This window comes from Arthrobacter sp. A5, from assembly GCF_051131705.1.
Taxonomy (GTDB): Bacteria; Actinomycetota; Actinomycetes; order Actinomycetales; family Micrococcaceae; genus Arthrobacter_M.
In genome coordinates, this window is record NZ_CP180316.1 from 2,530,723 (window position 1) to 2,553,363 (window position 22,641).

Annotated in this window: 22 protein-coding genes, 1 tRNA gene and 1 pseudogene; 15 read left to right on the forward strand and 9 right to left on the reverse strand. The window is 65.1% G+C overall.

What is annotated here, in order from left to right:
• Positions 1-160: 160 nt before the first annotated feature.
• The 4 genes from ACLLJI_RS11935 (at position 161) to ACLLJI_RS11950 (ending at position 3,343) form a co-directional block, all read left to right on the forward strand.
• Positions 161-1,276, forward strand: a complete 1,116-nt coding sequence (locus ACLLJI_RS11935; protein WP_434612513.1) for a YihY/virulence factor BrkB family protein — start codon at positions 161-163, stop codon at positions 1,274-1,276.
• 368 nt (positions 1,277-1,644) lie between these two features.
• Complete coding sequence (locus ACLLJI_RS11940; RefSeq protein WP_434612515.1) at positions 1,645-2,307, forward strand: hypothetical protein; 663 nt, start codon at positions 1,645-1,647, stop codon at positions 2,305-2,307.
• Positions 2,304-2,765 carry a phage holin family protein gene (locus ACLLJI_RS11945; protein WP_283560869.1) on the forward strand — a complete coding sequence of 154 codons (462 nt, stop codon included), beginning with the start codon at positions 2,304-2,306 and terminating at the stop codon, positions 2,763-2,765. The genes ACLLJI_RS11940 and ACLLJI_RS11945 overlap by 4 nt, the downstream gene beginning before the upstream one ends.
• A 2-nt stretch (positions 2,766-2,767) precedes the next feature.
• Complete coding sequence (locus tag ACLLJI_RS11950) at positions 2,768-3,343, forward strand: DUF3618 domain-containing protein (RefSeq protein WP_434612517.1); 576 nt, start codon at positions 2,768-2,770, stop codon at positions 3,341-3,343.
• A 68-nt stretch (positions 3,344-3,411) separates the two neighbouring features.
• Here the strand turns inward: ACLLJI_RS11950 and ACLLJI_RS11955 are convergent, their stop codons facing one another.
• Positions 3,412-4,605, reverse strand: coding sequence for a zinc-dependent alcohol dehydrogenase (locus tag ACLLJI_RS11955; protein WP_434612519.1), 1,194 nt, complete (start codon positions 4,603-4,605; stop codon positions 3,412-3,414).
• Positions 4,606-4,827: 222 nt separating this feature from the next.
• Here ACLLJI_RS11955 and ACLLJI_RS11960 point away from each other — a divergent pair, with 222 nt between their 5' ends.
• Positions 4,828-5,349 (forward strand): hypothetical protein, encoded by a 522-nt coding sequence (locus ACLLJI_RS11960; protein ID WP_283560872.1) that lies wholly within the window; start codon positions 4,828-4,830, stop codon positions 5,347-5,349.
• Here the strand turns inward: ACLLJI_RS11960 and ACLLJI_RS11965 are convergent.
• Together ACLLJI_RS11965 and ACLLJI_RS11970 are read right to left on the reverse strand one after the other, a co-directional pair.
• A complete protein-coding gene (locus tag ACLLJI_RS11965; RefSeq protein ID WP_434612522.1) occupies positions 5,312-6,589 on the reverse strand; it encodes a 4-alpha-glucanotransferase in 1,278 nt (425 codons plus the stop codon). The two genes, ACLLJI_RS11960 and ACLLJI_RS11965, sit on opposite strands and share 38 nt — an antisense overlap.
• 28 nt (positions 6,590-6,617) lie before the next feature.
• Positions 6,618-7,586 (reverse strand): annotated as a pseudogene (locus ACLLJI_RS11970) (4-alpha-glucanotransferase); the annotation flags it as partial.
• A 243-nt stretch (positions 7,587-7,829) separates the two neighbouring features.
• Between ACLLJI_RS11970 and ACLLJI_RS11975 the strand changes: the two are divergent.
• Entirely contained in the window at positions 7,830-8,483 is a 654-nt protein-coding gene (locus tag ACLLJI_RS11975; RefSeq protein ID WP_434612524.1) for an SDR family oxidoreductase, read from the forward strand.
• A gap of 255 nt (positions 8,484-8,738) precedes the next feature.
• On the forward strand, positions 8,739-8,957 hold the full coding sequence (locus ACLLJI_RS11980) for a hypothetical protein (RefSeq protein ID WP_434612526.1): 219 nt from the start codon (positions 8,739-8,741) through the stop codon (positions 8,955-8,957).
• 3 nt (positions 8,958-8,960) lie between these two features.
• Here ACLLJI_RS11980 and ACLLJI_RS11985 read toward each other — a convergent pair whose 3' ends face one another.
• The gene (locus ACLLJI_RS11985) at positions 8,961-9,524 is read right to left on the reverse strand and encodes a GNAT family N-acetyltransferase (RefSeq protein ID WP_434612528.1); all 564 of its coding nucleotides are present in this window, start codon (positions 9,522-9,524) and stop codon (positions 8,961-8,963) included.
• Between the two features lie 84 nt (positions 9,525-9,608).
• Positions 9,609-10,106, reverse strand: coding sequence for an SRPBCC family protein (locus ACLLJI_RS11990; protein ID WP_434612530.1), 498 nt, complete (start codon positions 10,104-10,106; stop codon positions 9,609-9,611).
• A gap of 289 nt (positions 10,107-10,395) precedes the next feature.
• On the opposite strand from ACLLJI_RS11990, the gene ACLLJI_RS11995 reads away from it, so the two are divergent.
• Complete coding sequence (locus ACLLJI_RS11995; protein WP_434612532.1) at positions 10,396-11,241, forward strand: SDR family oxidoreductase; 846 nt, start codon at positions 10,396-10,398, stop codon at positions 11,239-11,241.
• 35 nt (positions 11,242-11,276) lie between these two features.
• Positions 11,277-11,456, forward strand: coding sequence for a hypothetical protein (locus ACLLJI_RS12000; protein WP_434612534.1), 180 nt, complete (start codon positions 11,277-11,279; stop codon positions 11,454-11,456).
• Here the strand turns inward: ACLLJI_RS12000 and ACLLJI_RS12005 are convergent.
• The 3 genes from ACLLJI_RS12005 to mptB (ACLLJI_RS12015) form a co-directional block, all read right to left on the reverse strand.
• The gene (locus ACLLJI_RS12005) at positions 11,453-12,448 is read right to left on the reverse strand and encodes an NAD-dependent epimerase/dehydratase family protein (RefSeq protein ID WP_434612536.1); all 996 of its coding nucleotides are present in this window, start codon (positions 12,446-12,448) and stop codon (positions 11,453-11,455) included. The two genes, ACLLJI_RS12000 and ACLLJI_RS12005, sit on opposite strands and share 4 nt — an antisense overlap.
• 101 nt (positions 12,449-12,549) lie before the next feature.
• Positions 12,550-12,747 carry a hypothetical protein gene (locus tag ACLLJI_RS12010; RefSeq protein ID WP_434612538.1) on the reverse strand — a complete coding sequence of 66 codons (198 nt, stop codon included), beginning with the start codon at positions 12,745-12,747 and terminating at the stop codon, positions 12,550-12,552.
• Positions 12,748-13,039: 292 nt separating this feature from the next.
• Entirely contained in the window at positions 13,040-14,617 is a 1,578-nt protein-coding gene (gene mptB / locus ACLLJI_RS12015) for a polyprenol phosphomannose-dependent alpha 1,6 mannosyltransferase MptB (protein WP_434612540.1), read from the reverse strand.
• Positions 14,618-14,897: 280 nt separating this feature from the next.
• Here mptB (ACLLJI_RS12015) and ACLLJI_RS12020 point away from each other — a divergent pair, with 280 nt between their 5' ends.
• Both ACLLJI_RS12020 and ACLLJI_RS12025 read left to right on the forward strand, forming a co-directional pair.
• Positions 14,898-16,259, forward strand: coding sequence for a glycosyltransferase family 87 protein (locus ACLLJI_RS12020; protein ID WP_434612542.1), 1,362 nt, complete (start codon positions 14,898-14,900; stop codon positions 16,257-16,259).
• 34 nt (positions 16,260-16,293) lie between these two features.
• Positions 16,294-17,556, forward strand: coding sequence for a glycosyltransferase 87 family protein (locus tag ACLLJI_RS12025; protein WP_434612544.1), 1,263 nt, complete (start codon positions 16,294-16,296; stop codon positions 17,554-17,556).
• 224 nt (positions 17,557-17,780) lie between these two features.
• Here ACLLJI_RS12025 and mptB (ACLLJI_RS12030) read toward each other — a convergent pair whose 3' ends face one another.
• Positions 17,781-19,481, reverse strand: coding sequence for a polyprenol phosphomannose-dependent alpha 1,6 mannosyltransferase MptB (mptB, locus tag ACLLJI_RS12030; RefSeq protein WP_434621502.1), 1,701 nt, complete (start codon positions 19,479-19,481; stop codon positions 17,781-17,783).
• A gap of 276 nt (positions 19,482-19,757) precedes the next feature.
• Between mptB (ACLLJI_RS12030) and orn the strand changes: the two genes are divergently transcribed.
• The 4 genes from orn to def all read left to right on the forward strand — a co-directional run bounded on the left by orn (position 19,758) and on the right by def (position 22,589).
• Positions 19,758-20,360 (forward strand): oligoribonuclease, encoded by a 603-nt coding sequence (gene orn, locus ACLLJI_RS12035; RefSeq protein WP_283560882.1) that lies wholly within the window; start codon positions 19,758-19,760, stop codon positions 20,358-20,360.
• Between the two features lie 172 nt (positions 20,361-20,532).
• A tRNA-His gene (locus ACLLJI_RS12040) sits at positions 20,533-20,608 on the forward strand.
• A 202-nt stretch (positions 20,609-20,810) separates the two neighbouring features.
• On the forward strand, positions 20,811-21,965 hold the full coding sequence (locus ACLLJI_RS12045; protein ID WP_434612547.1) for an acyl-CoA dehydrogenase family protein: 1,155 nt from the start codon (positions 20,811-20,813) through the stop codon (positions 21,963-21,965).
• 51 nt (positions 21,966-22,016) lie between these two features.
• Entirely contained in the window at positions 22,017-22,589 is a 573-nt protein-coding gene (gene def / locus ACLLJI_RS12050; protein WP_434612549.1) for a peptide deformylase, read from the forward strand.
• Positions 22,590-22,641: the final 52 nt, after the last annotated feature.

Sequence of the window (22,641 nt, forward strand, 5' to 3'; positions counted from 1 at the left end):
CTCACCGGGCTGCACCTCCCAGCGCCCTTATTGAGGCACTGCATTAAAGCACTGTCCGGTCCCGGCTGCAGTTGCTCAGGTCACTTAGCAGTTGACCAGCGGCCGGATCCAGACCACAGTTAAGGGCACCACCAGTGTCGCGGCCGTACGGAGGACTCAGATGAGCACGGATAAAACGGATTCCAGCGCCGACAGGGCCCGCACAGCACCCGCCCCTGACGACGCCCGGAAACCCGATTCGCCGACAGAAGTCAGCAAACAATCCTGGGCTTTCATTGGAAAAAAGACCCTGCGTGAGTTCACAAAGGACCAGTGTCCGGACCTTGCCGCCGGACTTACCTATTATGCGGTCCTTGCGGTTTTCCCCGCCCTGCTCGCCCTGATTTCACTGCTGGGAATCGTGGGGGAGGCCGAGAAGACCACGGCGGCGGCGCTGGAAATTGTGCAGAAAATTGCCCCCGGATCCACGGTGGAGATGATCAGAGGTCCACTCACTGCGCTCACACATTCGTCCGCTGCCGGATTCGCCTTGATCAGCGGGATTGTGGTTGCACTGTGGTCCGCCTCCGGTTATGTGGGTGCGTTCGGGCGGGGCATGAACCGGATCTACGAGATTGACGAGGGGCGCCCGTTCTGGAAGCTGCGCCCGACCATGCTTGCCGTGACGGCCCTGGCCATCGTCCTGGTGGCACTGATGGGCCTCATGCTGGTCCTGTCCGGACCGGTGGCACAGGCCGTGGGAGACGCCATAGGACTGGGCAGCGCCGCTGTGTTGGTGTGGAACATTGTCAAATGGCCGGTGCTCGTCTTCCTCGTCATCGTCGTCATCGCGATTTTGTACTACGCCACCCCCAACGTGAAGCAGCCGAAATTCCGGTGGATGAGCCTGGGCTCGCTGATCAGCCTGATCATTTTCGTTCTTGCTTCGCTCGGCTTTGCCTTTTATGTGGCCAATTTTAGCCACTATGACAAAACCTATGGCACCATCGGCGGTGTAATCGTCGCCCTGCTCTGGCTCTGGATTCTTAACATGTCTTTGCTCTTCGGAGCCGAGTTCGACGCCGAAGTTGAGCGCGGGAGGGAGCTGCAGGCAGGCATTGCAGCGGAAGAGTCGATCCAGCTGCCGCCCCGCGATACCAGGCAAAGCGAGAAAAGGGAGGAAAAAATTGCCGACGACGTCGCGCAGGGCCGCGCACTCCGCCGTTCGCAGCCGCAGCAGAAGCAGGAGGGCGCGAATCGGAAAGGGGCGGACCACGGCGGCCGCAAAAACGGATAACTGAAAATCCGCTTCCGGTCTTGATTAAATAAGTACGCTTATGGTTAGCATTTGAGTACGCGCAGAACGGTGTCGGCGTCTTTCGCCGATCTTCAATCCAGCCGCTCAAAGCCCGCTGCACGGTAACCACCCGGTTGCCGGCGTCGGCTCATTCCAACGGAGGAATCAAGATGAACAGCAGTAATTGGCCAGCAGATTCAACCGCAGATACTCCGACCTCGCCTGCAAGTACCCCGACTTCACCTGCAAACACCCCGGCTTCGCCTTCAAATACTCCGAGCGCCAAGAACGAGGCGCAGGAGGTCGGCCGCGAGGGCGCCGAAGCCGGGGGGCACGTCGCGCAAGTTGCCGGCGACGAGGCTAAAAACGTGGCACAGGAAGCAGGCCGGCAGGCGAAGAACCTGGTCGGCGAACTTGGCGATGACCTTAGAACCCAGGCCGGAGCGCAGCAGCAAAAAGTCGCCGAAGGGCTGCGTTCCATCGGTGACGAACTCAGAGGCATGGCCGACAATAATACGCAGGAGGCCGGCACCGCGACGCGCTGGGTCCACGAGGCGGCCCGCAGGGCTGGCGACGCCGCGGGCTGGCTGGACGAACGGGACCCGGGATCCCTGGTGGACGAGGTAAAGCGCTTTGCCCGGCGCCGCCCGGGGATGTTCCTGGCCGTGGCAGCAGGCGCAGGGCTGCTCGCAGGGCGGATGACCCGCGGCCTGGCGGGAGGTTCCAATGATCAGGATACCGGCTACGGAAGCCGAACGGGCACGACGCTGCCCCCGGCTCCCAGGGTTGCGCCGCCGGAGGCCATCAAGGTGCCGCCGACCGCCGAGTACCATCTGACTTCGGGATATCCGGCCGGAGCGGGGACCCCCGGAACGGCCGATGCCGGGTTGTATGAATCCTCCGCGTCCCTGGAGACCTTCGCGGACGACGATGCCACGATCGGCTACGATCCGGCGTCCGGTGGGGTTCCACCCACGGTGTATCCGCCGCTGCCGGAGGGCCCCGACGGCACCGAGGGGCGGTTGCCATGACCGACCCGCTGCACTCCTCGTCGGGGGCAACGGCCGCCGGTGGTCAGATACCTGAACGTACGAGCGCGGCCGAGGCCAAGGCCACATCGACGTCGCTCGGCGATCTGCTCGGCGAAGTCAGCCAGGATATTTCCACCCTGATGAGGCAGGAGGTGGAACTCGCCAAGGCCGAACTCCGCGAGTCGGCCAGCCGGGCGGGAAAAGGCGCGGGAATGTTCGCCGGCGCGTCGGAGGCCGCACGGTTCTGCCTGCTCTTCCTCTCCGTTGCGCTGTGGGCAGCCCTGGCACAACCGCTCAGCGCTGGATGGTCGGCCGTGATTGTGGCCGTCATTTGGGCCATCATCGCCGCCATTCTGGCATTCATGGGTAAGCGCGAGATATCAGCCATCCGCGGGCTTCCCCGCACCACCGAAACCGTTCAAGAAATCCCCGCGGCGCTGAAGCCCGGAAAGGACTAGTCATGAGCCAGACACCTGAGGAAATCCGACGGGAAATTGACAATACCCGAGGCCGGTTGAGCACCGACGTCGACGCAATGGCCGACAAGGTCAATCCGGCCAACGTGGCCCACCGCCAGACCGAGAAGGTCCGCAACACGCTCCGCCAGACCAAGGAGCGGATCATGGGGGCTGCTGATGACGCCTCGGATTCAGCGCAGCAAACGGCACAGGACGCCGGCGAGACCGTCCGTTCGATGCCCGGCAAAATCAGCTCACAAACCCAAGGCAATCCCTTGGCCGCGGGTCTGATCGCCTTCGGCGCCGGTTGGCTCTTGTCGGCACTGATTCCGGCCAGCGATGCCGAAAAGCACCTCGCCTCGGTGGCAAAGGACAAAGCACAGCCGTTGATCGACGAGGTCACGGATGCGGCGAAACAGGTCGCGGGCGATATGCAGGAGCCAGCTCGGAATGCCGTGGAGGAGGTCAAGGGCACGGCTCAGCATTCCGCGGAAACGATCAAATCGGAGGCCACCTCCGCTGCCTCTGATGTGGGCGGCCGCGCCCAGGAGGCACGCGACAACCTGCAGTCCAGCTAGACCTTACGGATCTGCGCTTGGGGCCCGGCTAGTGCCGGGCCCCGGCGGAGTTCCGCTGTAGGCCCCTGTCAGTTCACTGTGGGCTGCCAGGGCCGCAGTACCACCTTAATGCAGCCGCCTTCTTTCTTTTGGAACTTCTCATACATGGCAGGCGCCTCGTCCAGTCCGACCGTGTCAGTCACCAGATCCGTCACACCCAGCGGGTCCGAAGCGTCTTCAACCAAGGGCAGCAACTCGTCAATCCAGCGTTTGACGTTGCACTGTCCCATCCGCAGCTGGACCTGCTTATCGAACATGGTCATCAGCGGCATGGGGCTGATCCGGCCTCCGTAGACTCCGCTCAAGGACACCGTTCCACCGCGGCGGACCGCCTCCAGCGCGGCATGGAGTGCGCTCATCCGGTCCACTCCGACCGTTTCGATGGCCTTTCTGGCCAGTTTGTCCGGCAGCAGTCCGGCGGCGGTCTGTGCGAAGGCCTCCAAGGGTGCGCCGTGGGCTTCCATGCCAACGGCGTCCACCACCGCGTCGGGGCCTCTCCCGTATGTCAGGTCACGGAGCCTGTCGCCGATGTCCTGGGCATAATCGAGCGTCTGCACTCCGTGCCGGCTAGCCATGGTCCGGCGTTCGGTGACCGGATCGACGCCAATGACCCGAAAGCCGAGGTGCCTGCCGATGCGGGTGGCGAACTGGCCCACCGGTCCCAGCCCAAGAACGGCCAAGGTGCCGCCGTCGGGTACATCGGCATACTGCACAGCCTGCCACGCCGTGGGGAGAATGTCGGAGAGGAAAAGATACCGTTCGTCCGGAAGCTCCTGCCCCACCTTGATCGGACCGTAGTCGGCGTGCGGGACGCGCAGGTACTGCGCCTGGCCGCCGGGGACGGAACCGTAGAGTTCGGAATAGCCAAAAATCGCCGCCCCAGTGCCCTGCTTGCGGACCTGCGTCACTTCGCACTGTGACTGCAGCCCCTTTGAGCACATGTAACAGTGCCCGCAGGAAATATTGAAGGGAATGACGACGCGGTCGCCCTTGTGCAGGTTCGTGATGCCGGTGCCCAGCTCCTCCACGATTCCGATGGGTTCGTGGCCCAGCACGTCGCCTTTATGCATATATGGACCCAGCACCTCGTACAGATGCAGATCGGAGCCACAGACTGCACTGGAGGTGACTCGGATCACCGCATCCGTCGGTTCCTGGATGACCGGATCCGGCACCTCCTCCACACTCAGTGATCGCCGTCCCTGCCATGTCAAAGCCTTCACCACAACCTCCTCGTTGCCCCCGGCATGCGACCGGTCCATTGGGATACATCGACCTGTCGCCCGGTTGCATCGTCCGGTTTGGCATGCCCATGCATCCGGCCGAAATCCGGCCTGAGCCTAAACCTAACCCCTCCGGCCGCCAGGTGCTAAGCATGCTGGCGAAATGGGCGGGTTGGCGGGATACTGGGTAGCGATAAGCGCAACGTCACTCAAGGAGACCACATGGACAGCAATCAGCCTTCCAAGGGCGGGACGGACGACGACGTCCTGGCCGGCTACCTGCACATCCACCTGGTGGCGGCATCCTCCGGCGAGCGGTTGTTCGAACAATCGGTGAAAACGTGGAACGGAACCGGCCTCGAAGAGCAGCTCACGCGGATGACGGCGGACGTGGCCGCTGACAAGGAATCGCTGGAAACCATCAGCCACGAGCTGGGCCTGCACATGCCAGCGTACAAGGAGGCCGCGGCTTGGGTTGGCGCGCAGGCCTCCAAGCTGGGTCCGCTGAACCCGCTGCACCGCAGGGGCGGTCTGGGCAGTCAGCTGGAATTGGAGGCGCTGTTGAGCGCGGTGACCGGAAAATCCCTGCTCTGGAAGACGCTGCTCACCCTCGCGCAGGAAGACCAGCGCATTGACAAAGACCGGGTCGGAGCCCTGCTGGAGCGGGCGCAGAGACAAATTGCCGGGCTTGACGAAATGCTCAGGGCTACGGTCCCGGAGCGCTTCCGGGTTTCGGATCACTGACGGGCTCCTGCACCGCCGCCACCAGTGCGGCAAAGCGCCGGTTATCGGCCAGTTCGTCGATCAGAACAGCCTTTCCGTCCGGACCTGCCAGCGGGATGCGCCAGTTCGGATATTCGTCGTGGGTGCCAGGTTGGTTCTGCGTCCGCCGCTCGCCGACGGCGTCCACCAGTGCGACACCGAGCAATGACGACGGCGTCGCAGCGGTGAAGGCGTACAGTGCCTCCACGGTCCGCTGCACGCGGGCTTCCTCAGGAACCGGGGCCCGTCCTTCGTCGTTGGCTCCCGCGTCTGCTGCAGGCCTGTCCCGGGCACCGTCGCCGGCCGCATCGGCCTCGTGCTCGTCCACCGGCAGGAATCCGCGCGCGCGCAGGAGGGCAAAAACGGCTTCCTGCGAGGCTGCGTCCGCGGCGCGCTCCAGTTCCACCGGCCGGCTGAGCAGCCCCAACGATTCCCGCAGCGCCACGTGTTCGCCTGCCAAATACCCGGCCGTGGGCGGGAGGTCGTGGGTGTTGACGCTGGTGAGGCAGGCCTGTCGGTATTTCTCCGGCGGCAACGGTGCCCCGTGCTCGCTTTCGAACCATAGGATGGACGTCCCGAAGATTCCGCGCTCGGCCAGGTAGTCCTGGACGGAGGGCTCAAAGACTCCCAGATCCTCGCCGATCACGACCGCCCCCGCCCGCTGGGCCTCCAGCGCGAGTATCCCGATCAGCGCCTCATGATTGTAATAGACGTAGGCGCCCTCGCCCGGGCCGGCTCCCGCCGGGATCCACCAGAGCCGGAAAAGCCCCAGAATGTGGTCCACCCGGATGCCGCCGGCGTGCCGGAGAATGGTGCGGAGCATGTCCCGGTACGGGAGGTAGCCGGCTTCCTCCAGCCGCGCGGGATGCCATGGGGGCTGGCTCCAGTTCTGTCCCTGCTGGTTGAACATATCCGGTGGCGCACCCACCGTGACGCCGTGGGCCAGCACGCCGTTGAGGGTCCACGCATCGGCCCCGCGGGCATCCACCCCCACGGCCAGATCATGCACGACGCCGATCCGCATCCCAGCGTCCTTCGCTGCCCGCTGCGCCGTCTGGAGCTGCTGATCGCAGATCCACTGCATCCAGCGGTAAAAACCTATCCGCTCTCCCAATTCCTCCCGCTGCGCCTCTGCGTAGACCGTCTGCGGACCTGCGAGCCGATCCGCCCACTCCGGAGCACCCGGGGGGGAACTTCTCGGTAAGGGCGCACCAGAGCGCAAAATCCTCCAAGCCCTGTCCGTGGAACGTCACGAATGTCTTGAATTCACGCGCCCGCGCCGGACCGAGTTTGACCGCGTGGATATGTTCCAGCGCGGCGAGCTTCGCCGCATACGTGGCATCGCGGTCCAACATGTCCGCCTCATGGTTTGACCGATGGAGGCGTTCGGCGAGCAACTCGACCTCGGCCCTGGGACCGGCCGGGAGGTAGCCGTACTCCGGGATATTCTCGACGCGGATGTACAGCGGATGAAAGAATCGCCGGGTGCTGGGCAGGTAGGGTGAGGGTTCCACCGGAGGCACCGGCCCGCCAGCGTGCAGCGGGTTGACCAGCACAAATCCGGCTCCGTGCTGCGCACCGGAAATCACCGCCAGGTCCGCCAGGTCGGCGAAATCGCCGATCCCCCAGGAACGCGTGGACCGGACGGAATACAGCTGTGCGGTCAGACCCCAGCTGCGGTGCCCGGCCAGTTCCGCCGTCGTGCCCAGCCGCCGCGGCGTGATCACCAGAGCGCACTCGGCCCAATCGCCGTCGTTCTGGGCATGGAGTACGTGCCATCCCAGCGGCAGGTCCTCCGGCACAGCGAAGGTGGCCCGGCCGGTGAGGACGCCGTCAACTTCCCGGGGCTCCACCCAGTCGTCGCGCTGCAGCACATCGCGGTGGCCGCCGTCCTCGGCGGTAATCCAGACGCTGACCTCGCTGCCATGGGTGACGTGGACGGGGACGTGGAATTCCTGCCCTTCCTGAAGAACGACGACGGGAGGCAGCAAGCGCCGCCACGGCGCCTGGTCCTGCTTCAACAGGGAGCTGCGGATTTCCTCCGGCGTGTCCGCCGGAACATCCAGGGCCCGCAGGATCCGGCGCAGGGTGGCGGCCGCGACCTGCCGCTCAATGCCGTCCCAGCCGCGCTGGGACGTGCCCACTCCGTGCCCCCGTGCCAGCCGCAGCAGCGCCTGCGAATGTAGTGCGGTCGGGTCGGAATCCGGAGCATCAGCCATGCGCCCTACTCTATTGGGTCTGCGGTCGTCCGCTCCATCGGGCCCGGCCGTCCGCTCCGCCGGGCCCGGCCGTCCGCAGGGTTTGGGACGGTTTCAGGTTCCAGGTCCACCAGCCACGCCGGTAAATTCCCCGGCCACGGACGGCCGGTCGGCAGCGGCACCGAGAATGGAAGACAACGAGAATGGTTAAGCGCAGACCCCGTGTTATTAGAGTGGCTCATGGAAGCAACGGAAGGAACCACAATGTCTCGTATTGCCCTCATCGGAGGCCACGGCAAGATCGCCCTGGAACTCGCCCGGATTCTCACCGGCGCAGGACACGAAGTAAGCTCCCTGTTCCGCAACCCCGCGCACGGCGACGACGTCACGGCAACGGGCGCCACCGCCGTCATCGCCGACATCGAGAACCTTTCCGTTGCGCAGCTGACGGACAAACTCGCCGGACACGATGCCATTGTCTTTTCCGCCGGAGCGGGCGGCGGCTCGGCGCCCCGCACGTACGCCGTGGACCGGGACGCGGCGATCCGGACCATGGATGCCGCGGGGGAAGCGGGCGTGCGGCGCTATGTCATAGTGTCCTACCTGGGCGCCCGGCCGGACCACGGCGTGCCCGAAGACAACAGCTTCTTCGCCTATGCCGAGGCCAAGGCGGCCGCGGACAGCTACCTGCGGGGCACGTCTCTCGCATGGACCATTCTGGCTCCCAGCACGCTGACCCTGGCCGAGGGCACCGGATTAATCGAAACAGGACCGGACCTCGAAGGCACGGACGTGGCTCGCCAGGACGTGGCACGCGTGGCGGCCGGCGTACTGGACCGACCCGGGACCGCCGGCAGGACAATTCCGTTCAACAAGGGTGGCACGCCGATTGATCAGGCGCTGGACGCTCTCGGGTAAGCGCTCCGGACTTAGGAGCGCTTACCGGACCGGGCGTGCGGGCAGCGGTGGACGGGCATGGGGTGGGCCGAAGTCATGGGGCATTCTCATCCCTGTTTGCTTTTTGGGTTGGGCGTCCTGCACACTTTTAACGGTCCGCCACGGCGGACCGCCTGCTTTAAACCCTCGACAGTTTCGCCCCAGTCAAGGGATAAAGCCCAACGGCGGCGTCGGCCACAGATCGGCGCGGACACAACGATCAGAATCGGAAACACCATGATTGAAACCACTTCAGACCATACCCTGCGGGTAACGGTCAACGACAAAGCCAACATGGACGACGAAATCAGCGCGGCCGTCGACATGGCGCGGGAGAACGCGATGAAGGACCGCCGGCGTGGCATCCTGGTCACCCGAGAGGGCTTAGCTTCCTTTACGGTCGCCGTCAGCAATGAGGTCCCATATGGGATTACCCAAGAAAAGTACGCTTGCTGACGGTCAGTGAGCCTTCCAGTCCCTGGCCAGCACCGCGTAAATCAACTCGGTGGTCCACTCACCCTTGAGGAAATAGTTCTCCGCCAGCCGGGCTTCGCGGAGCATCCCCAAGCGCTCGCAGACGGCCGTCGAGGCAGTGTTACGTTCGTCCAATCGGGCCTGTACCCGGTGGAAATTCAGCTGACCAAAGGCCAGGTCAAGCACGGCCGCCGCCGCCTCGGTCGCGTAACCATTGCCCCGTCCTGCCGGGGTTAACGTCCAGCCGATCTCGCCGGTTTTGGGCTCTTTGTCCCCGCCCAGATCCCATTTCAGGGCGATCTCGCCGAGAAACCCGGGTTTGTCGGCCGCCTCGATGGCAAACGCCGCCCAATCACCGGGCTTGCTGAATCCGGCGTCGACGTACATCGCGATCCGTGCCATGCACTCGGTGTAGCTCCTCGGCTCGTTCAGTAGGTACCGCGCGGTATCGGGCAGCGACTGGTATGCGAAGAACGGATCAAGATCGGCGGCCGTGAAGCGGCGGAGCCGCAACCGTTGGGTGGCCGGGGGAAGGGGAAATTCAGCCATGGTCAGAGCGTACTCTCCGCTCTGCAGCACTACGCCCGTGCCGTGCCGTGCCGTGCCCTTGCCCTGCGCGGGCCCTACCGTGCATCAACCCTCCGCAGCGGTCTTGAGGTTCTGCAGTGTCCTGCGGATGTTGCCACGTTGAAATCCGGCGAAAGTCCGGCCACGGGTGACGACCGCGTCGAATATCAGGGCGGCCACATCGGGCCAGGCCCGCCTGTCGTCGGTCCAGGTTTCCGTTACCCGCGTCCCCGCTTCCGCGGGCTCAAAACGATACTCCCAGGTGGCAATTGGTCCGCGCAGCCGCGGAGTCTCGAGCCCGATGGCATGCACCCTGAAACGGAATTTCCGTCCCCGCTCCGCCGCGGTCACGGTGCACTGAGTCGTCCATCCAAACCGCCCGCGCTTGTTGCGCCCGTCGAAGACCATGCCCACATACGCATTCGCGCGGTCGTCATGGACGGTCGCGCCACGGTTTTCCGGGCTCCACTCCCCCATCCGCGCCACGTCGCTGATCCGGTCGTAGAGCGCGGCTGGACCGGCGCCGATGATGATGCTGTCTGAGACGCTGAACGTGCGTTTCACGCGGTGACTCCCTCCATAGGCCTGCCAGGGCGCAGAGCTGCGAAGGCCTACGCTACCGCCTCTGGTTCCCGCCGTGGGCAAGAGGACCAGGACCGGACGCCGGGCCCGCCGCCGCCCGCGCCTGGTCGGAACTTGGGTACCCGCCGCCACGACGCGGCCGCGTACACGGTCCGGCACTATTGACGGTGGTCCTCCCGGAGACGGCATAGAATTGCGAGACTACGACATCAGCGGAACCGGGTCGCCGCACAAGCCGGCACCGGGGCGCGGGAGGGGATGCGGGACAGACATGACGGTGCTTATTGCCGGCTGCGGTGACCTCGGCACGGAGGCGGGCCTGCGGTTTGCTGCGGCAGGCCACCGGGTCGTGGGATGGCGGCGTCGGCCGCAGAACCTGCCGTCGGGCATCGAAGGGGAGGCCGTGGACCTGACCGGGGAGCTGCCGGCGGTTCCCGCAGACGCCCGGATTGTCGTCTTCACCACCGCGGCTGGTGAGCGGACCGAGGCGGCGTACCGTGCCAGCTACCTGGACGTCGTGGCAAAGGTGCTCGGTGCCTTCGAGCGCGACGTCGTCCGGCCGGAGCGGGTCCTCTTCGTTTCCTCCACGGCGGTCTACGGTCGATCCGGCGGCGGGAGTGTTGATGAACAGACCCCGCCCGAGCCGGCGACGGCGACCGCCCGGATCCTGCGCGAAGCCGAGGAACTGCTGCACGCAATCCGGCCCGACGCCGTCGTACTGCGTTTGGCCGGAATTTACGGACCAGGACGCACGATGCTGATCGACCAGGTGTCCAGTGGCAGCGCCCGGATCCCCGAGGGGCCCCAGTGCACCAACCGCATCCACCGTGACGACGCCGCCGCCGCAATCGTTCACCTGACCACCGCGGTGCCGTCCCCCGGCACCATCTATCTCGGCACCGACGACTCCCCGGCGGAGCTCGGCGACGTCCTGACCTTTTTGGCCGGCGAACTCGGGCTGCCGCAGCCTCCCGTCGGAGCCGCCGGTGCTGCCGTGCGCGCCAGCAAGCGCTGCAGCAATGCCCTGCTGCGCGCCACCGGATTTAACTTCATGTATCCCAGCTACCGCGAGGGATATCGGGCAGTGCTGGCCGGCCACGGAGTACGCCACGGGTGAGGGCCGGTCGCAGCGCGCGCCCGGACGGCGGTCGGATGGTCGTTATGTGCCAGGGCGGGCGGATCCGCCGGCTGGTCTTCGGGCGCTCGAAGCGCTCCACCGAAGGTGCGCAGGAGCCGACCCCCGGCCGCGAGCGCTGCAGGCGAAACGGTGACGACGTCGTCAATGGCGGCGGAGCCCTGTGTGCCCGACGGGGCTGCCAGCGGGACCGTTAGTCGGCTTCCGGCTGGGCCTCGGGCCAGTGGGCGGCCACCGGGCCGAGGGCCAGCCGGCCATTGCGGTGCAGCCAATGCACCGCTTCCGCCACCGCCTGCAGCGAGGTGTACCGCGGCGCGTAGCCCAGAAGGTCGCCGGCCTTGGCGATGCTCATGGATGGACTGCGCGAGATATGCTCGTAGGTAACGTCGGCGTGCTCGGTTGCCGTCATCTGCCGGAACTGTTCAAACGGCACACAGTTCAGGTTCGCCTCGCGTCCGAACCAGCCCGCCGCAGCTTCGGCGAAACCGCGCAGGGTCAACGCCCGCGGCGACACTACATGGAAGCTCTCCCCGATGGCTGCCTCCGGCGGGTCCAGGGCGAGCTGGAAGGCCTGCGCAACATCGTCGGCATGGACATGATGGACGGTTTCCAGCCCGAAATTGGGCAGCGTGACCCGCTCGCCGCGCGCCAGTTGCCGCCAGACGCCCGGATCCAGGTTGCCCGCAGGATTGATTACCGGCCACCCGGGACCGCTGATATGCCCGGGATGAAGGATGACCGCGCGCAGTCCGGATCGGGACTCACGCCATAGGAGTTCCTCGATCGCGGCTTTGCCGATGCCGTAACTGCCGCTCGGGCGCCGGGCGGCATCCTCGGTCACCGGGACCTCCACCGCCGGCCCGTGCACCCAAATGCTTCCGCAGTGGATCAGCAGGCTGCCGGCGCGGCGGAGCGCGTCCGCAAGCTGCTGCGCGGAGGATGGGGTAAAGCAGATCATGTCAATCACGACGGCGGCGTGCAGATCAGCGATCCGGGCACCGAAGGTGCCGGCGTCGTCGTCGGCCTCCCGGTCTGCGGTAATCCGGGTAACCTCGGCCCACGCGGGATGCTCATGGTACGGCGAGCGCAGTCCCCTGCTGACGGCGATAACCTCATGGCCTGCTTGAACCAGCCGCGGGATCAAGTACCCGCCGACATGCCCGGTGGCACCGATGACGACCACACGCACTTTCCGCTCCTGTCTGCCGGAGGACTCCGGCGATCGCCATCCGAACGCGGTCCGGCTCAGCCGGTAACGTCGGCGGCGCCGTATGTCCGGCTCCGTTACCCCTAGACGACGACCTCTTCGCTGTCCAGGAAGCCATCTTCGATGTCCCAGTCCACTACCGGAATCCTCACATCGGCATAATCGTCGGCGGGATCGTTATCCCTCACATGCCCCGGAGGGAGGTACCGGCGGGTCGCGGGGACCACGGCCGGGTTCAGTTCTGCAGACTGTTGGGGGTGGTCATTCATTCCAGGGGTCATGTGCATCTCCTTCATTGGTGGGGCGATGGTGTTCACCCCACAGCGCGGTACGGCCTGTGGCTCGACCATCCGGTACGGATCAGCACACCACGGCTCCCCGAAACCGTCAACCCCCACGCTGGCCCATCCGCGCATCCCCTCCCGACCCAAGTAGGTAGCAGATACTGCACTCAAACGGCCGAATGGGTGCATCTGCTGCTACCCAGTTGGGACGGGGCGGAGGAGGCGGAACGGGACGGGGCGGAGGGCGGCCGCATTGCGGGGCGGAGGAGGCGGAACGGGCCGGGTACGTTTAGAGCAGCTCGCCGGGGCGCAGGAACAGCACGCGGGTTTTGCGGTCGATGAAGACCACGTACAACGCGAACGACACGCCCACCACGATCGCCACCGCGCGCACAATTCCAATCGGGATCCATTGAAAGACGCTTAGCTGGTCCGTCAGGGCGATCAGCATGAAAAACGCGGTCAGGAACAGCACCATGCGCAGCTGCCAGTTTTCCTTGATACCGACGACGCCGAACAACACTAGCAGCCAGACCATGTACCACGGCTGGATCATCGGTGCCAGGAGCACGACGGCGGCGAAGCCCCACGCCATCCGGCTTAGGATGGTAGCGCTATAGGTGCTTCCCAACGGGCCTCGGAACGCGAGCCAAACGACGGCGAACACGGACAGCACGGTCCCGACCAGGTCGACGGCGGACGTCACTGCGCTGCCCGGGGCACCGAACAGACCGGCCAAAAAGCCCAGCACCGCCCCCAGCATTCCTACCGGTGCGTACCAAATCCACACTGTCGAGGAGGTGCGCAGTGCGGCCACCCAGCCGAAGCCCAGACCGTTGACCATTCCGGCGACCCACAACAGGCCCATGGACAGTACAAAGGTGAGCGACCAGCACCAGAATTTGCGTCCCCAGCCGGCCTTGGAGCCAGCCCACAGCAGGCCAACGAACGGCAGCGCAATCAGCGTGATTGGTTTAATCGCGATGGACGCCGTGACCAGCACGATGCCCAGGAACGGTCTCTTGATAGCGGCAAAATACACCCCGGTCACCACCAGCCCGAGCATGAGGGAATCATTGTGGGCGCTGGCAATGAAGTTGATCAGCAGGACAGGGTTCAGAACAGTCAGCCAGAGGGTGCGTTCGGCGTTGATCCCGTGCAGCGCCGCGAGCTTGGGCACAAAGACGGCCAGCAGCAGCACGCCGGCCACCGCCGCCAGCCGGAACGCGATGAGGGAAACCTCGGGAATTCCAAACCCCATCCAGACTGCGAACTGCTCGATCCACAGAAACAGCGGGCCATAAGGTGTAGGAGCCTCCGTCCAGAGCGTGTCCGGGCCAAGCTGGTAGTAGTTGTTCAGCGCCGAGATTCCGTTGGTGTACGGGTTAAGCCCCTGGCTCATCAGCCGGCCCTGGCCTATGTAGGCGTAAACGTCCCGGCTGAACAACGGAAGGGCGACGACGAGTGGCAGCGCCCAGAGCAGCAGCGCCTTGCGCAGCACGGGCCGGGCGGACTCATCCCAGACACTGATCCGCTGGGCCAGCCGCAACCACGAGCGCACCAACAGGAGAGCCCCGAAACACAGCATCACGGTACAGCTGATGACTCCAACCGGCGTCGTCCGCGCTGCAATGAATACCGGCGTCCGGATCAGCGCGGAACTGCCCGCAAGCCAACCGACGCCAATTGACCCCAGCACCATCAGGATGGACGCAACAAAGCCCTGTACCAAGGCAACCTTCGTGGTCCCGGCTGCGCCGGCGTCGCCCTTGTGTGACCAGGCCACCAGCAGACCAACGATCCCGGACCGCCCGCCACTAACCGCCGAGCTAAGAGCCGGGGTCCCGCGCGGTTTGTCGGTCAACATCGATGAAGAGTCCTCTTCGGTAAGGAGATACGCGCTGCCTTTGGGGGCTCGCGGCAGGCAACGGTTGGCCTCGATATCGGCTGATCCCGCCACCCGAAGATGATGCTCGGGACCACGGCGATTCTAACACCGCGGGCGTGCGCCCACACGGTCCCGGCGCCCACCTGCGGTAATATCAAGGGGCGGGAACTTTCCGTGCGCGGTTTTATCCCGCACCCCCGGCCTGCCGGCGGTCCCCTCCGCGGCGGCTGCACGAACCCGCCGGACACCGATCCGCTCCATGGCCAGCCACGGAGATCCATATTTGAGAAGGACTGCTCACATTTCTACGGACTCTTTCTTCGGCGCCTTGACGCGGGCCCGGCAACGTCTGCTGTCAGGCCCGGCGGCGGCGCGGCTCAATACCCCCCGGGGCCTGCTCTGGGGCTTTATTGCCATCCACCTGTTCTTCATCGGGTTCATGATGATCTGGGTCGTGCAGGGCCAGGCGTTCAGCGATACGTTCATTTACCGGGAATGGGCCGCCGCCGGGTTCCGTGATGAAAATCTCTCCGGCGGTCCCAGCCCGTGGGTTTATCCGATCCTCGCGCTGCTGCCCATAGCGATCGCCGGAATCGCGGGCAAAGGGCTGTTTCTGCTGATCTGGGTCCTGATGATCACCGTCCTCAACGGCCTGGCGGTGGGTAAGCTCACCAACTGGGGCAAGAACCGTGGTGCCGTCCGGGCTGCTTGGTGGTGGCTGGTGTTCGTCCTCCTGATGGGCTGGCTTGGCTTTGCCCGCGTGGACGGCCTGACGGCACCTCTCGTGCTCATTGCGCTCGTCTACGGCGTCGCCAACCCGTTTGTGGCCTCCGTGCTGCTCAGCATCGCGACATGGGTCAAGGTCTGGCCCGCCGCCGTCGTGCTGGCGCTGTTCACCGTCGTGAGGGAGCGACTTCGCGTTCTGGCTGCCGGCATTCTGGTCACCGCTGTGGTGGCGGCCGCGGCGCTGTCCCTGGGCGTCCTGCCCAAGCTGTTCCATTTCCTGACTGAACAAGGCGATCGCGGCATGCAGCTGGAGGCCACGTTCACCACGCCATGGCTCTGGCTGTCCGTGCTGAACGCCGGCGGCACACGGATGTACATGAATACGGACATCAACTCCATGCAGGTCGACGGGCCCGGGACGGTCCTGATGTCCTACCTGATGCAGCCGCTGCTCATTGTTGCCGCACTCCTGGTGGCCGGTCTGATCTTCTGGGCGCTGCATAACGGCAACCGGCACGGCGGACAGGGCGGCGGCGCGGACCGCACCGAGCTGCTACTGGCCGGTTCACTGACAATGGCGACGGCGTTCGTCGTCTTTAATAAGGTCGGCTCGCCTCAGTTCATGGTCTGGCTGGCCCCGGCCGTCGCCGTCGGGCTGGCGCACTGCTGGAAGGAATGGCGCGTGCCTGCCGCCATGCTGATCGGCATAGCCGTGGCCACGTTCTTTGTGTACCCGCTGTTTTATGACGCGCTGAGCCACAACAACCCGGTGATGGCGCTGGTGCTGACCATCCGGAACGTGCTGCTGGTGGTGCTGTTCTGCTGGTCCGTCCGGCGGCTCTACGTATTGGGCAAGCGAGCCGAAGCGCCCGTGAACGCCGGCAGGGAGTCCTGAGATTTCCAGGAAATTCTTTGCTCTGCTCCTGAGCGTGCGCAATTCCATCCTTCCACCGGCAGCGGTGGCGTGGTTTACCAGACCATCCAGCGTGTGGTGGGGCTTCGCCGTGGTCCACCTGTATTTTCTGGCGTGGATGATGTCCTTCGTTATTCACGGCACCACGTTCAGCGACACGGAGCAGTACCGCCAATGGGCCCTGGCTGGTTTTAATCCGGCGGACATGGAAGGGAGCATCAGCCCCTGGGTCTATCCTGTTCTGGCACAGATCCCCATTTTCCTTGCCAATGTTGCCGGCCCGGGTGTCTATTTGCTGATGTGGATGCTGATCATCACGGCGCTCAACGCCGGGGCCATGCTGTATCTGACCCGCGGTCCCCGCCGGAGGACCGGCATCGCGCCGGCCTGGTGGTGGCTGGTCTTCCTGATCTTTATGGGCTACCTCGGGTTTGCCCGGGTGGAGGGCATCACCGCCCCGATTGTCCTGGTGGCGCTTCTCTTTGCCGCCAGGCGGCCGCTGGTGGCTACGGTGCTGCTGAGCATCGCGACCTGGATCAAGGTCTGGCCCGCGGCCGTCATCGCGCCGATTGTGATCGTCAGCCGGAAGCGGGTGAAGATCATCGCCACCGGTGTCCTGGTCAGCGCCGTCGTGATGCTGGGCACGTATCTGGCCGGCGGTGGAAATCATCTGTTCGATTTCCTGACCAACCAAGGCGAGCGGGGCATGCAGTTGGAGGCTACCTTCTCCACGCCGTGGGTCTGGCTGAGCGTCTTCCATCTGGGCGGATCAAAGATCGCGGATAATCTTGCCATCAATTCAACCGAGGTCTACGGGCCGGGCGCATCCGCCGCGGCGTTTCTGATGCAGCCGCTGTTCCTGCTGGCGGCGGCGGTGGCGGCGCTGCTGCTCGTCTGGGCGCTGCACCAGGGTGCCGAACGCGAGGAACTGTTCCTGGAGGGCGCCCTGATGATGACCACCGCGTTCATCGTGTTCAACAAGGTGGGATCACCGCAGTTCATTATCTGGCTGGCGCCGGTGGTCATCGCGGGGCTGACGCACGACTGGGCCCGCTGGAAGGTCCCCGCCGCGCTGCTGATGGCCATTGCCATCACCACATTCGTGATCTATCCGCTGTTTTATACACCGCTGATCCACGCGAACCCCGTGATGGCGGCAGTGCTGAGTACCCGCAATGTACTCCTGGTGGTGTTGTTGTACTGGTCCGTGCGCCGCACGGTTGAGCTGGCCCGCAGGCCGCGACCGGTTTCCGGCGCCCTCACCGCCGCGGCCAATTGAGCCCCACATTCCGGCATCCCGAATCTGGAGTTTCGGTATGGCGGCAGGATCCCGGAAATGGCCCCGACACGCACCTTGGATGCGGGGCAGCGGTCCATAGCTGGTGCGGCGCGGCGGATGGCGGGTCGGCGCCTATAGCTCGGCAGCACGGCCCGCATGATGGCGGATCGGCGCCAGACGGCACCAGTCAGGCGGCCTAACCATGTGGCCGCAATCAGACGGCCTTAGTCAGAACGCCGTGCGGGTGGACGCGGCTCGACGGACACGCCGCCCTGGAAGGCCAGCGGCACCAGTGTGATGGCCTCGGTCGCCGGCGCCTCCAACACCGCCGCCGGGGCAACCCCGGCCTTCGTGCCGCGCAGCAGAGCGGACAGCCCCCTATGCAGGAGCAGTTTCCTGGTGTGCACATCGATGAAGAGCAGATAGAAGATGAAGCCCAGCGCCACCAAGTACGCCAGCGTGGAGGCATGGAACTGCAGTTGCACGAAGGACCAAACCGAGAGCTGGTCCTGGGCCCCGAACACCACGAAGAACGTGATGATCACGTACAGGGACTTGATCTGCCAGTCATTGCGGATACCCGTGACGGCGAGGAACGGGATGAACCAGAGAACGTACCAAGGCTGGATGATCGGCGACAGCATCACCACCGCGGCAAAGGCCAGTGCCATCCGGCGGATCAGCTTTGAGTAGTCACCGCGGAACATCAGGAGAACCACCAGCCCGACGCCGGCATATTTGAGCCCCGTCCGCAGAATCCCAGCCAGCATCCCCCCGTGCAGACCGAGCACGTTGGCCAGAGCCTCCACCCGTTGCCCGAGGAACCCGGACGGTGAATAGCCGGTGTAGCCGGGGGTGGGATCCAGGATGGCCCAGACCCAGCCCAGTCCCAGGTTGTAAGGGATGCCGCTGAGCGCCAGCACGCCGAAGCTGATCGCCGCCGTCGCACCCCAGAAGAGGAACTTCCTGCCCAGCGACGCGGCGGGACCGGCCCACAGCAGCGCGATGAAGGGCAGCAGCAGCACAGTGATCGGCTTGACACCGATGGACGCGGTCACCAGCAGGATGCCCCAGATCGGGCGTTTGGTGGCGGCGAGATAGGTGCCAGCGACGGCGAGCCCAACCATCAGCGCGTCATTGTGCGCACTGGCGACAAAGCTGATCAGGAAAAGCGGGTTTGCCACCGATATCCACAACGCGCGGGCGCCGCTGAGACCGTGCAGGCGCGCCAGCTTGGGCACGTAAAGCACACAAAGGGCGACGCCGGCCACGGCGAGTAGCCGGAACAGGAAGACCGAGGTGTCGGGCTGGGCGCCGGTGAACTGCACGACGGCGCGTTCGAGCCAGAGGAAGTAGGGCCCGTACGGGGTCTTCGCTTCCGCCCAAGCCGGGTCCGCGCCGAGGGCAAACCAGTTGCTGAGCGCGGAAATACCCGTGGTGTAAGGGTTCAGGCCCTCCAGAACCAGCCTGCCCTGCCCGGTATAGGCGTAGACATCGCGGGAAAAGATCGGCACGGCGAAGAGCATCGGCGCCGACCACGCCCCGATCGCGATCACTACCGAGCGTAGGGCGCCCGGTCCCCAGTTCTGCAGCCGCTGACCCAGCCGGAGCCACGACCGCATCAGCAGCATCGCACCTAGGGTCAACAGCACCGTGGAGGTCGTGACGCCCCACCCCTCTGTCCGCAACGAGATGACCACGGGGTTGCGGACCATCGGCGAGCCGTTGGCAATCCAGCCGGCGCCGATGGAGCCGACAAACATCATCAGCGATCCGACAAAGCCCTGAACGATGGCGATGTAGGCCTTCGGCTTGACGGGTTCGCCGGTCCCGCCCGCAGGCGAACCGGCCGGGCCCGACGGTGCAGCCACGGATGTGGCGTGCGATGCCGCCGCAGCCGGAGCTGTCGACGTCGGCTCGGGCACGGCCCCCACGACGCCGGGCTGCGGGGCCGACGGGTCGCCGTCGACCCCCGTCTCGGGCCGGTCTCCCGTGCTCACGCGCGAATCGCCTGCCGTCATTTTTCTACAGTCCTCTGGTGCCCTAAGGCGATCGTTCGCAGCTGGTCAATGGAGGGTCAGGGTTGAGTCAAGTGATGAGCCATTTTAGCACCGGGACACGCACGGGTCCGGGATCCAACGGGCATGTGACCAGCACCATCCGCCCGAGGTCCGGCGCCGGCGTCACGGTACATTTGACTGGTGCCTATATCAAACGAACGAATTGTATGGATTGACTGCGAGATGACGGGCCTGGACCTGAAGGCGGATGCCCTCATTGAGGTGGCGGTCCTGGTCACCGACTCGGAACTGAACATCCTGGGCGAAGGCCTGGACGTCGTGATCCGGCCGGAAGCCGAAGCGCTGGCCCAGATGAACGACTTTGTCAGGGACATGCACACCACCTCCAAGCTGCTCGACGAGCTCCCGCATGGCCTGTCCATGGCGGAGGCCGAGGCGCAGGTGCTCGCCTACATCAAGATGTATGTGCCGGAGCCGAAAAAGGCACCGCTGGGCGGCAACTCCGTCGGGACGGACAGGATGTTCCTGGCACGCGACATGCCCGCCGTCGTCGAGCATCTGCATTACCGCGTCGTTGACGTATCCACCATCAAGGAACTTTCCCGGCGCTGGTATGCCCGGGCCTACTTCCAGTCCCCGCCGAAGTTCGGCGGCCACCGTGCCCTGGGCGACATCCAGGACTCCATCAACGAACTGAAGTACTACCGCGAGGCGGTCTTCGTCCCGGCCCCGGGCCCCGATTCTGCCACCGCCAAAAAGATTTCGCAGCGGTTCAAGGGCTGATAGACGGCCTATTACCGGCTCTTTTTCGGCCGGAAAGCCCGGAATCCCGGGCACCGGGCAGAGCTAGCTGGGAACGGTCCGCAGAATATGTCACGAGTACCCCAAAACAGCAGGTAGACTATTTGCCGTTGCCTTATCCATTTCGGAGTCATCCGGAGCGGAACGGCGCATGGTGGGATTAGCTCAGTTGGCAGAGCGCCTGGTTGTGGTCCAGGAGGTCGCGGGTTCAACCCCCGTATCTCACCCCAAAGGTTGTGAGGGTGCTGCGAAGATGTGCCGCCCATGTCGACAAAGGCCGCGCTGGAAGTATCCGGTGCGGCCTTCGTCATGCCGAGGTGTTGTCTCAGTTTCATGGTTACGTGTTATCCCGAAGTGTCATCTGACGGTGGCCCTGTCCCGCGGCCGCCGGCCAGGAACCCCCCGTCCCGGAATGCAGGAGGAGCCTCCGACATGCAGCGCCATCTCTATGAGGAAGACCATGAACATTTCCGCGGCGTGGCGCAGGAGTTCAACGCGCGCGAAATTGCCCCGCACTACGCACAATGGGACGCTGACCATCTGATCTCCCGCCGGATGTGGACGGCAGCGGGCGACCAGGGGCTGCTGGGCCTGGCTGTCCCGGAGGATTTCGGCGGGATGGGCCTGACGGACTACCGGTTCCGCTCCGTGCTGGATGAGGAATTTGCCAAAGCCAACCATCTCGCCGTCTCGCTGGCGTTCCACCTGCACGATGACATGGTGCTCCCACATCTGCTGGCCTACGGCTCGGAGGATCTGAAGGGCCGCTGGCTGCCCGGCATGGTCACCGGAGAGACGGTCACCGCAATCGCCATGACCGAGCCGGGTGCCGGCAGCGACCTGCGGGGGGTGCGCACCAAGGCTGTGCGGGACGGAGATGACTGGCTGATTTCCGGCCAAAAATCCTTCATTGGCAACGGAATTTCCGGCGACGCTGCACTGGTGCTGGCGCGGACCGACGGCGGCACCGGCCGCGGCGCCCGCGATTCCTGTTCGTTGTTTATGGTTGGCAAGGGCGAGGGCTTCAGCACCGGCAATCAGCTGGACAAGATGGGCCTGAAGGCCTCCGATACCGCCGAGCTGTTCTTTGACAGCGTACGGGTGCCGGCCGGCGACCTGGTCGGCCAGCCCGGCCGGGGACTCGAATATGCGACCGCCCAGCTCCCACAGGGCCGGCTGGCGATCGCCGTGGCCTCCGCCGCCGTCGCCCGTTCCGTCTACCAAGCCACGGTGACCTATACCAAGGACCGCAACGCCTTTGGCGAGCGGATCATTGACTTCCAGAACACGCGGTTTGCAATGGCGGACATCCTGACGGAGGTCGAGGTCACCGAAGGCTATGTCGACAGGGCCATGCTGGCATTCAACGACGGCGGCCTGGACGCGGCGTCGGCGGCGCGCGTCAAGCTCTGGGCCAGCGAGCGGGTCAAGTCCATCACAGACCGCTGTCTGCAGCTGCACGGCGGCTACGGCTACATCCTGGAATACCCGGTGGCGCAGGCGTTCCTGGCGTCCCGGCTGCTGACCATTTTCGGCGGTACCAACGAGATCATGCGCGACGTCGTCGGGCGTGAGATTGCCCGCTGACCCCGCCGCCGTCCTCCGCTCACGCTCACCTTCACGCTCCAAGGGACCACAATGACCGTTCAGCCCATCACCATTTTGGGCGAGCCCGTCCTGCACCGCCGTGCCGACGAGGTCCGCACCTTCGACGACGCGCTCAAGTCCCTGGTTGCGGACATGTTCGAGACCATGGACGTGGCAAATGGCGTGGGGCTGGCCGCCCCGCAGATCGGGGTGGGGCTTCGGATCTTCACCTACCACATGGAGAATAACGACGGCGTTCCCGACCGTGGCGTGCTGGTTAACCCCTCGATTTCCCTCGGCAGGATCTCCGGCAAGGCCCCCGATCCGGAGGAGGAAACCGAGGGCTGTCTTTCCGTTCCCGGCGATCACTTTCCGCTTAAACGGGCCGAGTGGGCGCGGATCACGGGTTTCGACGCCGGCGGCAACCTGCTCGAGTTCGAGGCGACCGGGTGGTTCGCCCGCTGCATGCAGCACGAGTACGATCACTTGGACGGCAAACTGTACGTGGACCGGCTCAACGACCGTTATGCCCGCAAGGCCAAGCGGCTGGCGAAGGAGCAGGGCTGGGGCGTCCCGGGGCTGACGTGGATGCCGGGCGTGGATCCGGACCCGTTCGGGCACTGAGGGAGTCCGTCCAGCCCATCCATCCCGGCGAGACCGCCGATCCCGTCTGGAT

What these genes read in the sequence shown, in the direction of transcription:
- ACLLJI_RS11995 (WP_434612532.1), top strand. Translation starts at nt 10,396, where the DNA reads ATGACGGTGCTTATTGCCGGCTGCGGTGACCTCGGCACGGAGGCGGGC.
- ACLLJI_RS11935 (WP_434612513.1), top strand. Translation starts at nt 161, where the DNA reads ATGAGCACGGATAAAACGGATTCCAGCGCCGACAGGGCCCGCACAGCA.
- ACLLJI_RS12000 (WP_434612534.1), top strand. Translation starts at nt 11,277, where the DNA reads ATGGTCGTTATGTGCCAGGGCGGGCGGATCCGCCGGCTGGTCTTCGGG.
- ACLLJI_RS12020 (WP_434612542.1), top strand. Translation starts at nt 14,898, where the DNA reads ATGGCCAGCCACGGAGATCCATATTTGAGAAGGACTGCTCACATTTCT.
- ACLLJI_RS12045 (WP_434612547.1), top strand. Translation starts at nt 20,811, where the DNA reads ATGCAGCGCCATCTCTATGAGGAAGACCATGAACATTTCCGCGGCGTG.
- def (WP_434612549.1), top strand. Translation starts at nt 22,017, where the DNA reads ATGACCGTTCAGCCCATCACCATTTTGGGCGAGCCCGTCCTGCACCGC.
- ACLLJI_RS11985 (WP_434612528.1), bottom strand. Translation starts at nt 9,524, where the DNA reads ATGGCTGAATTTCCCCTTCCCCCGGCCACCCAACGGTTGCGGCTCCGC.
- ACLLJI_RS11975 (WP_434612524.1), top strand. Translation starts at nt 7,830, where the DNA reads ATGTCTCGTATTGCCCTCATCGGAGGCCACGGCAAGATCGCCCTGGAA.
- ACLLJI_RS11950 (WP_434612517.1), top strand. Translation starts at nt 2,768, where the DNA reads ATGAGCCAGACACCTGAGGAAATCCGACGGGAAATTGACAATACCCGA.
- mptB (WP_434612540.1), bottom strand. Translation starts at nt 14,617, where the DNA reads ATGTTGACCGACAAACCGCGCGGGACCCCGGCTCTTAGCTCGGCGGTT.
- ACLLJI_RS11980 (WP_434612526.1), top strand. Translation starts at nt 8,739, where the DNA reads ATGATTGAAACCACTTCAGACCATACCCTGCGGGTAACGGTCAACGAC.
- ACLLJI_RS11960 (WP_283560872.1), top strand. Translation starts at nt 4,828, where the DNA reads ATGGACAGCAATCAGCCTTCCAAGGGCGGGACGGACGACGACGTCCTG.
- ACLLJI_RS12010 (WP_434612538.1), bottom strand. Translation starts at nt 12,747, where the DNA reads ATGACCCCTGGAATGAATGACCACCCCCAACAGTCTGCAGAACTGAAC.
- ACLLJI_RS11945 (WP_283560869.1), top strand. Translation starts at nt 2,304, where the DNA reads ATGACCGACCCGCTGCACTCCTCGTCGGGGGCAACGGCCGCCGGTGGT.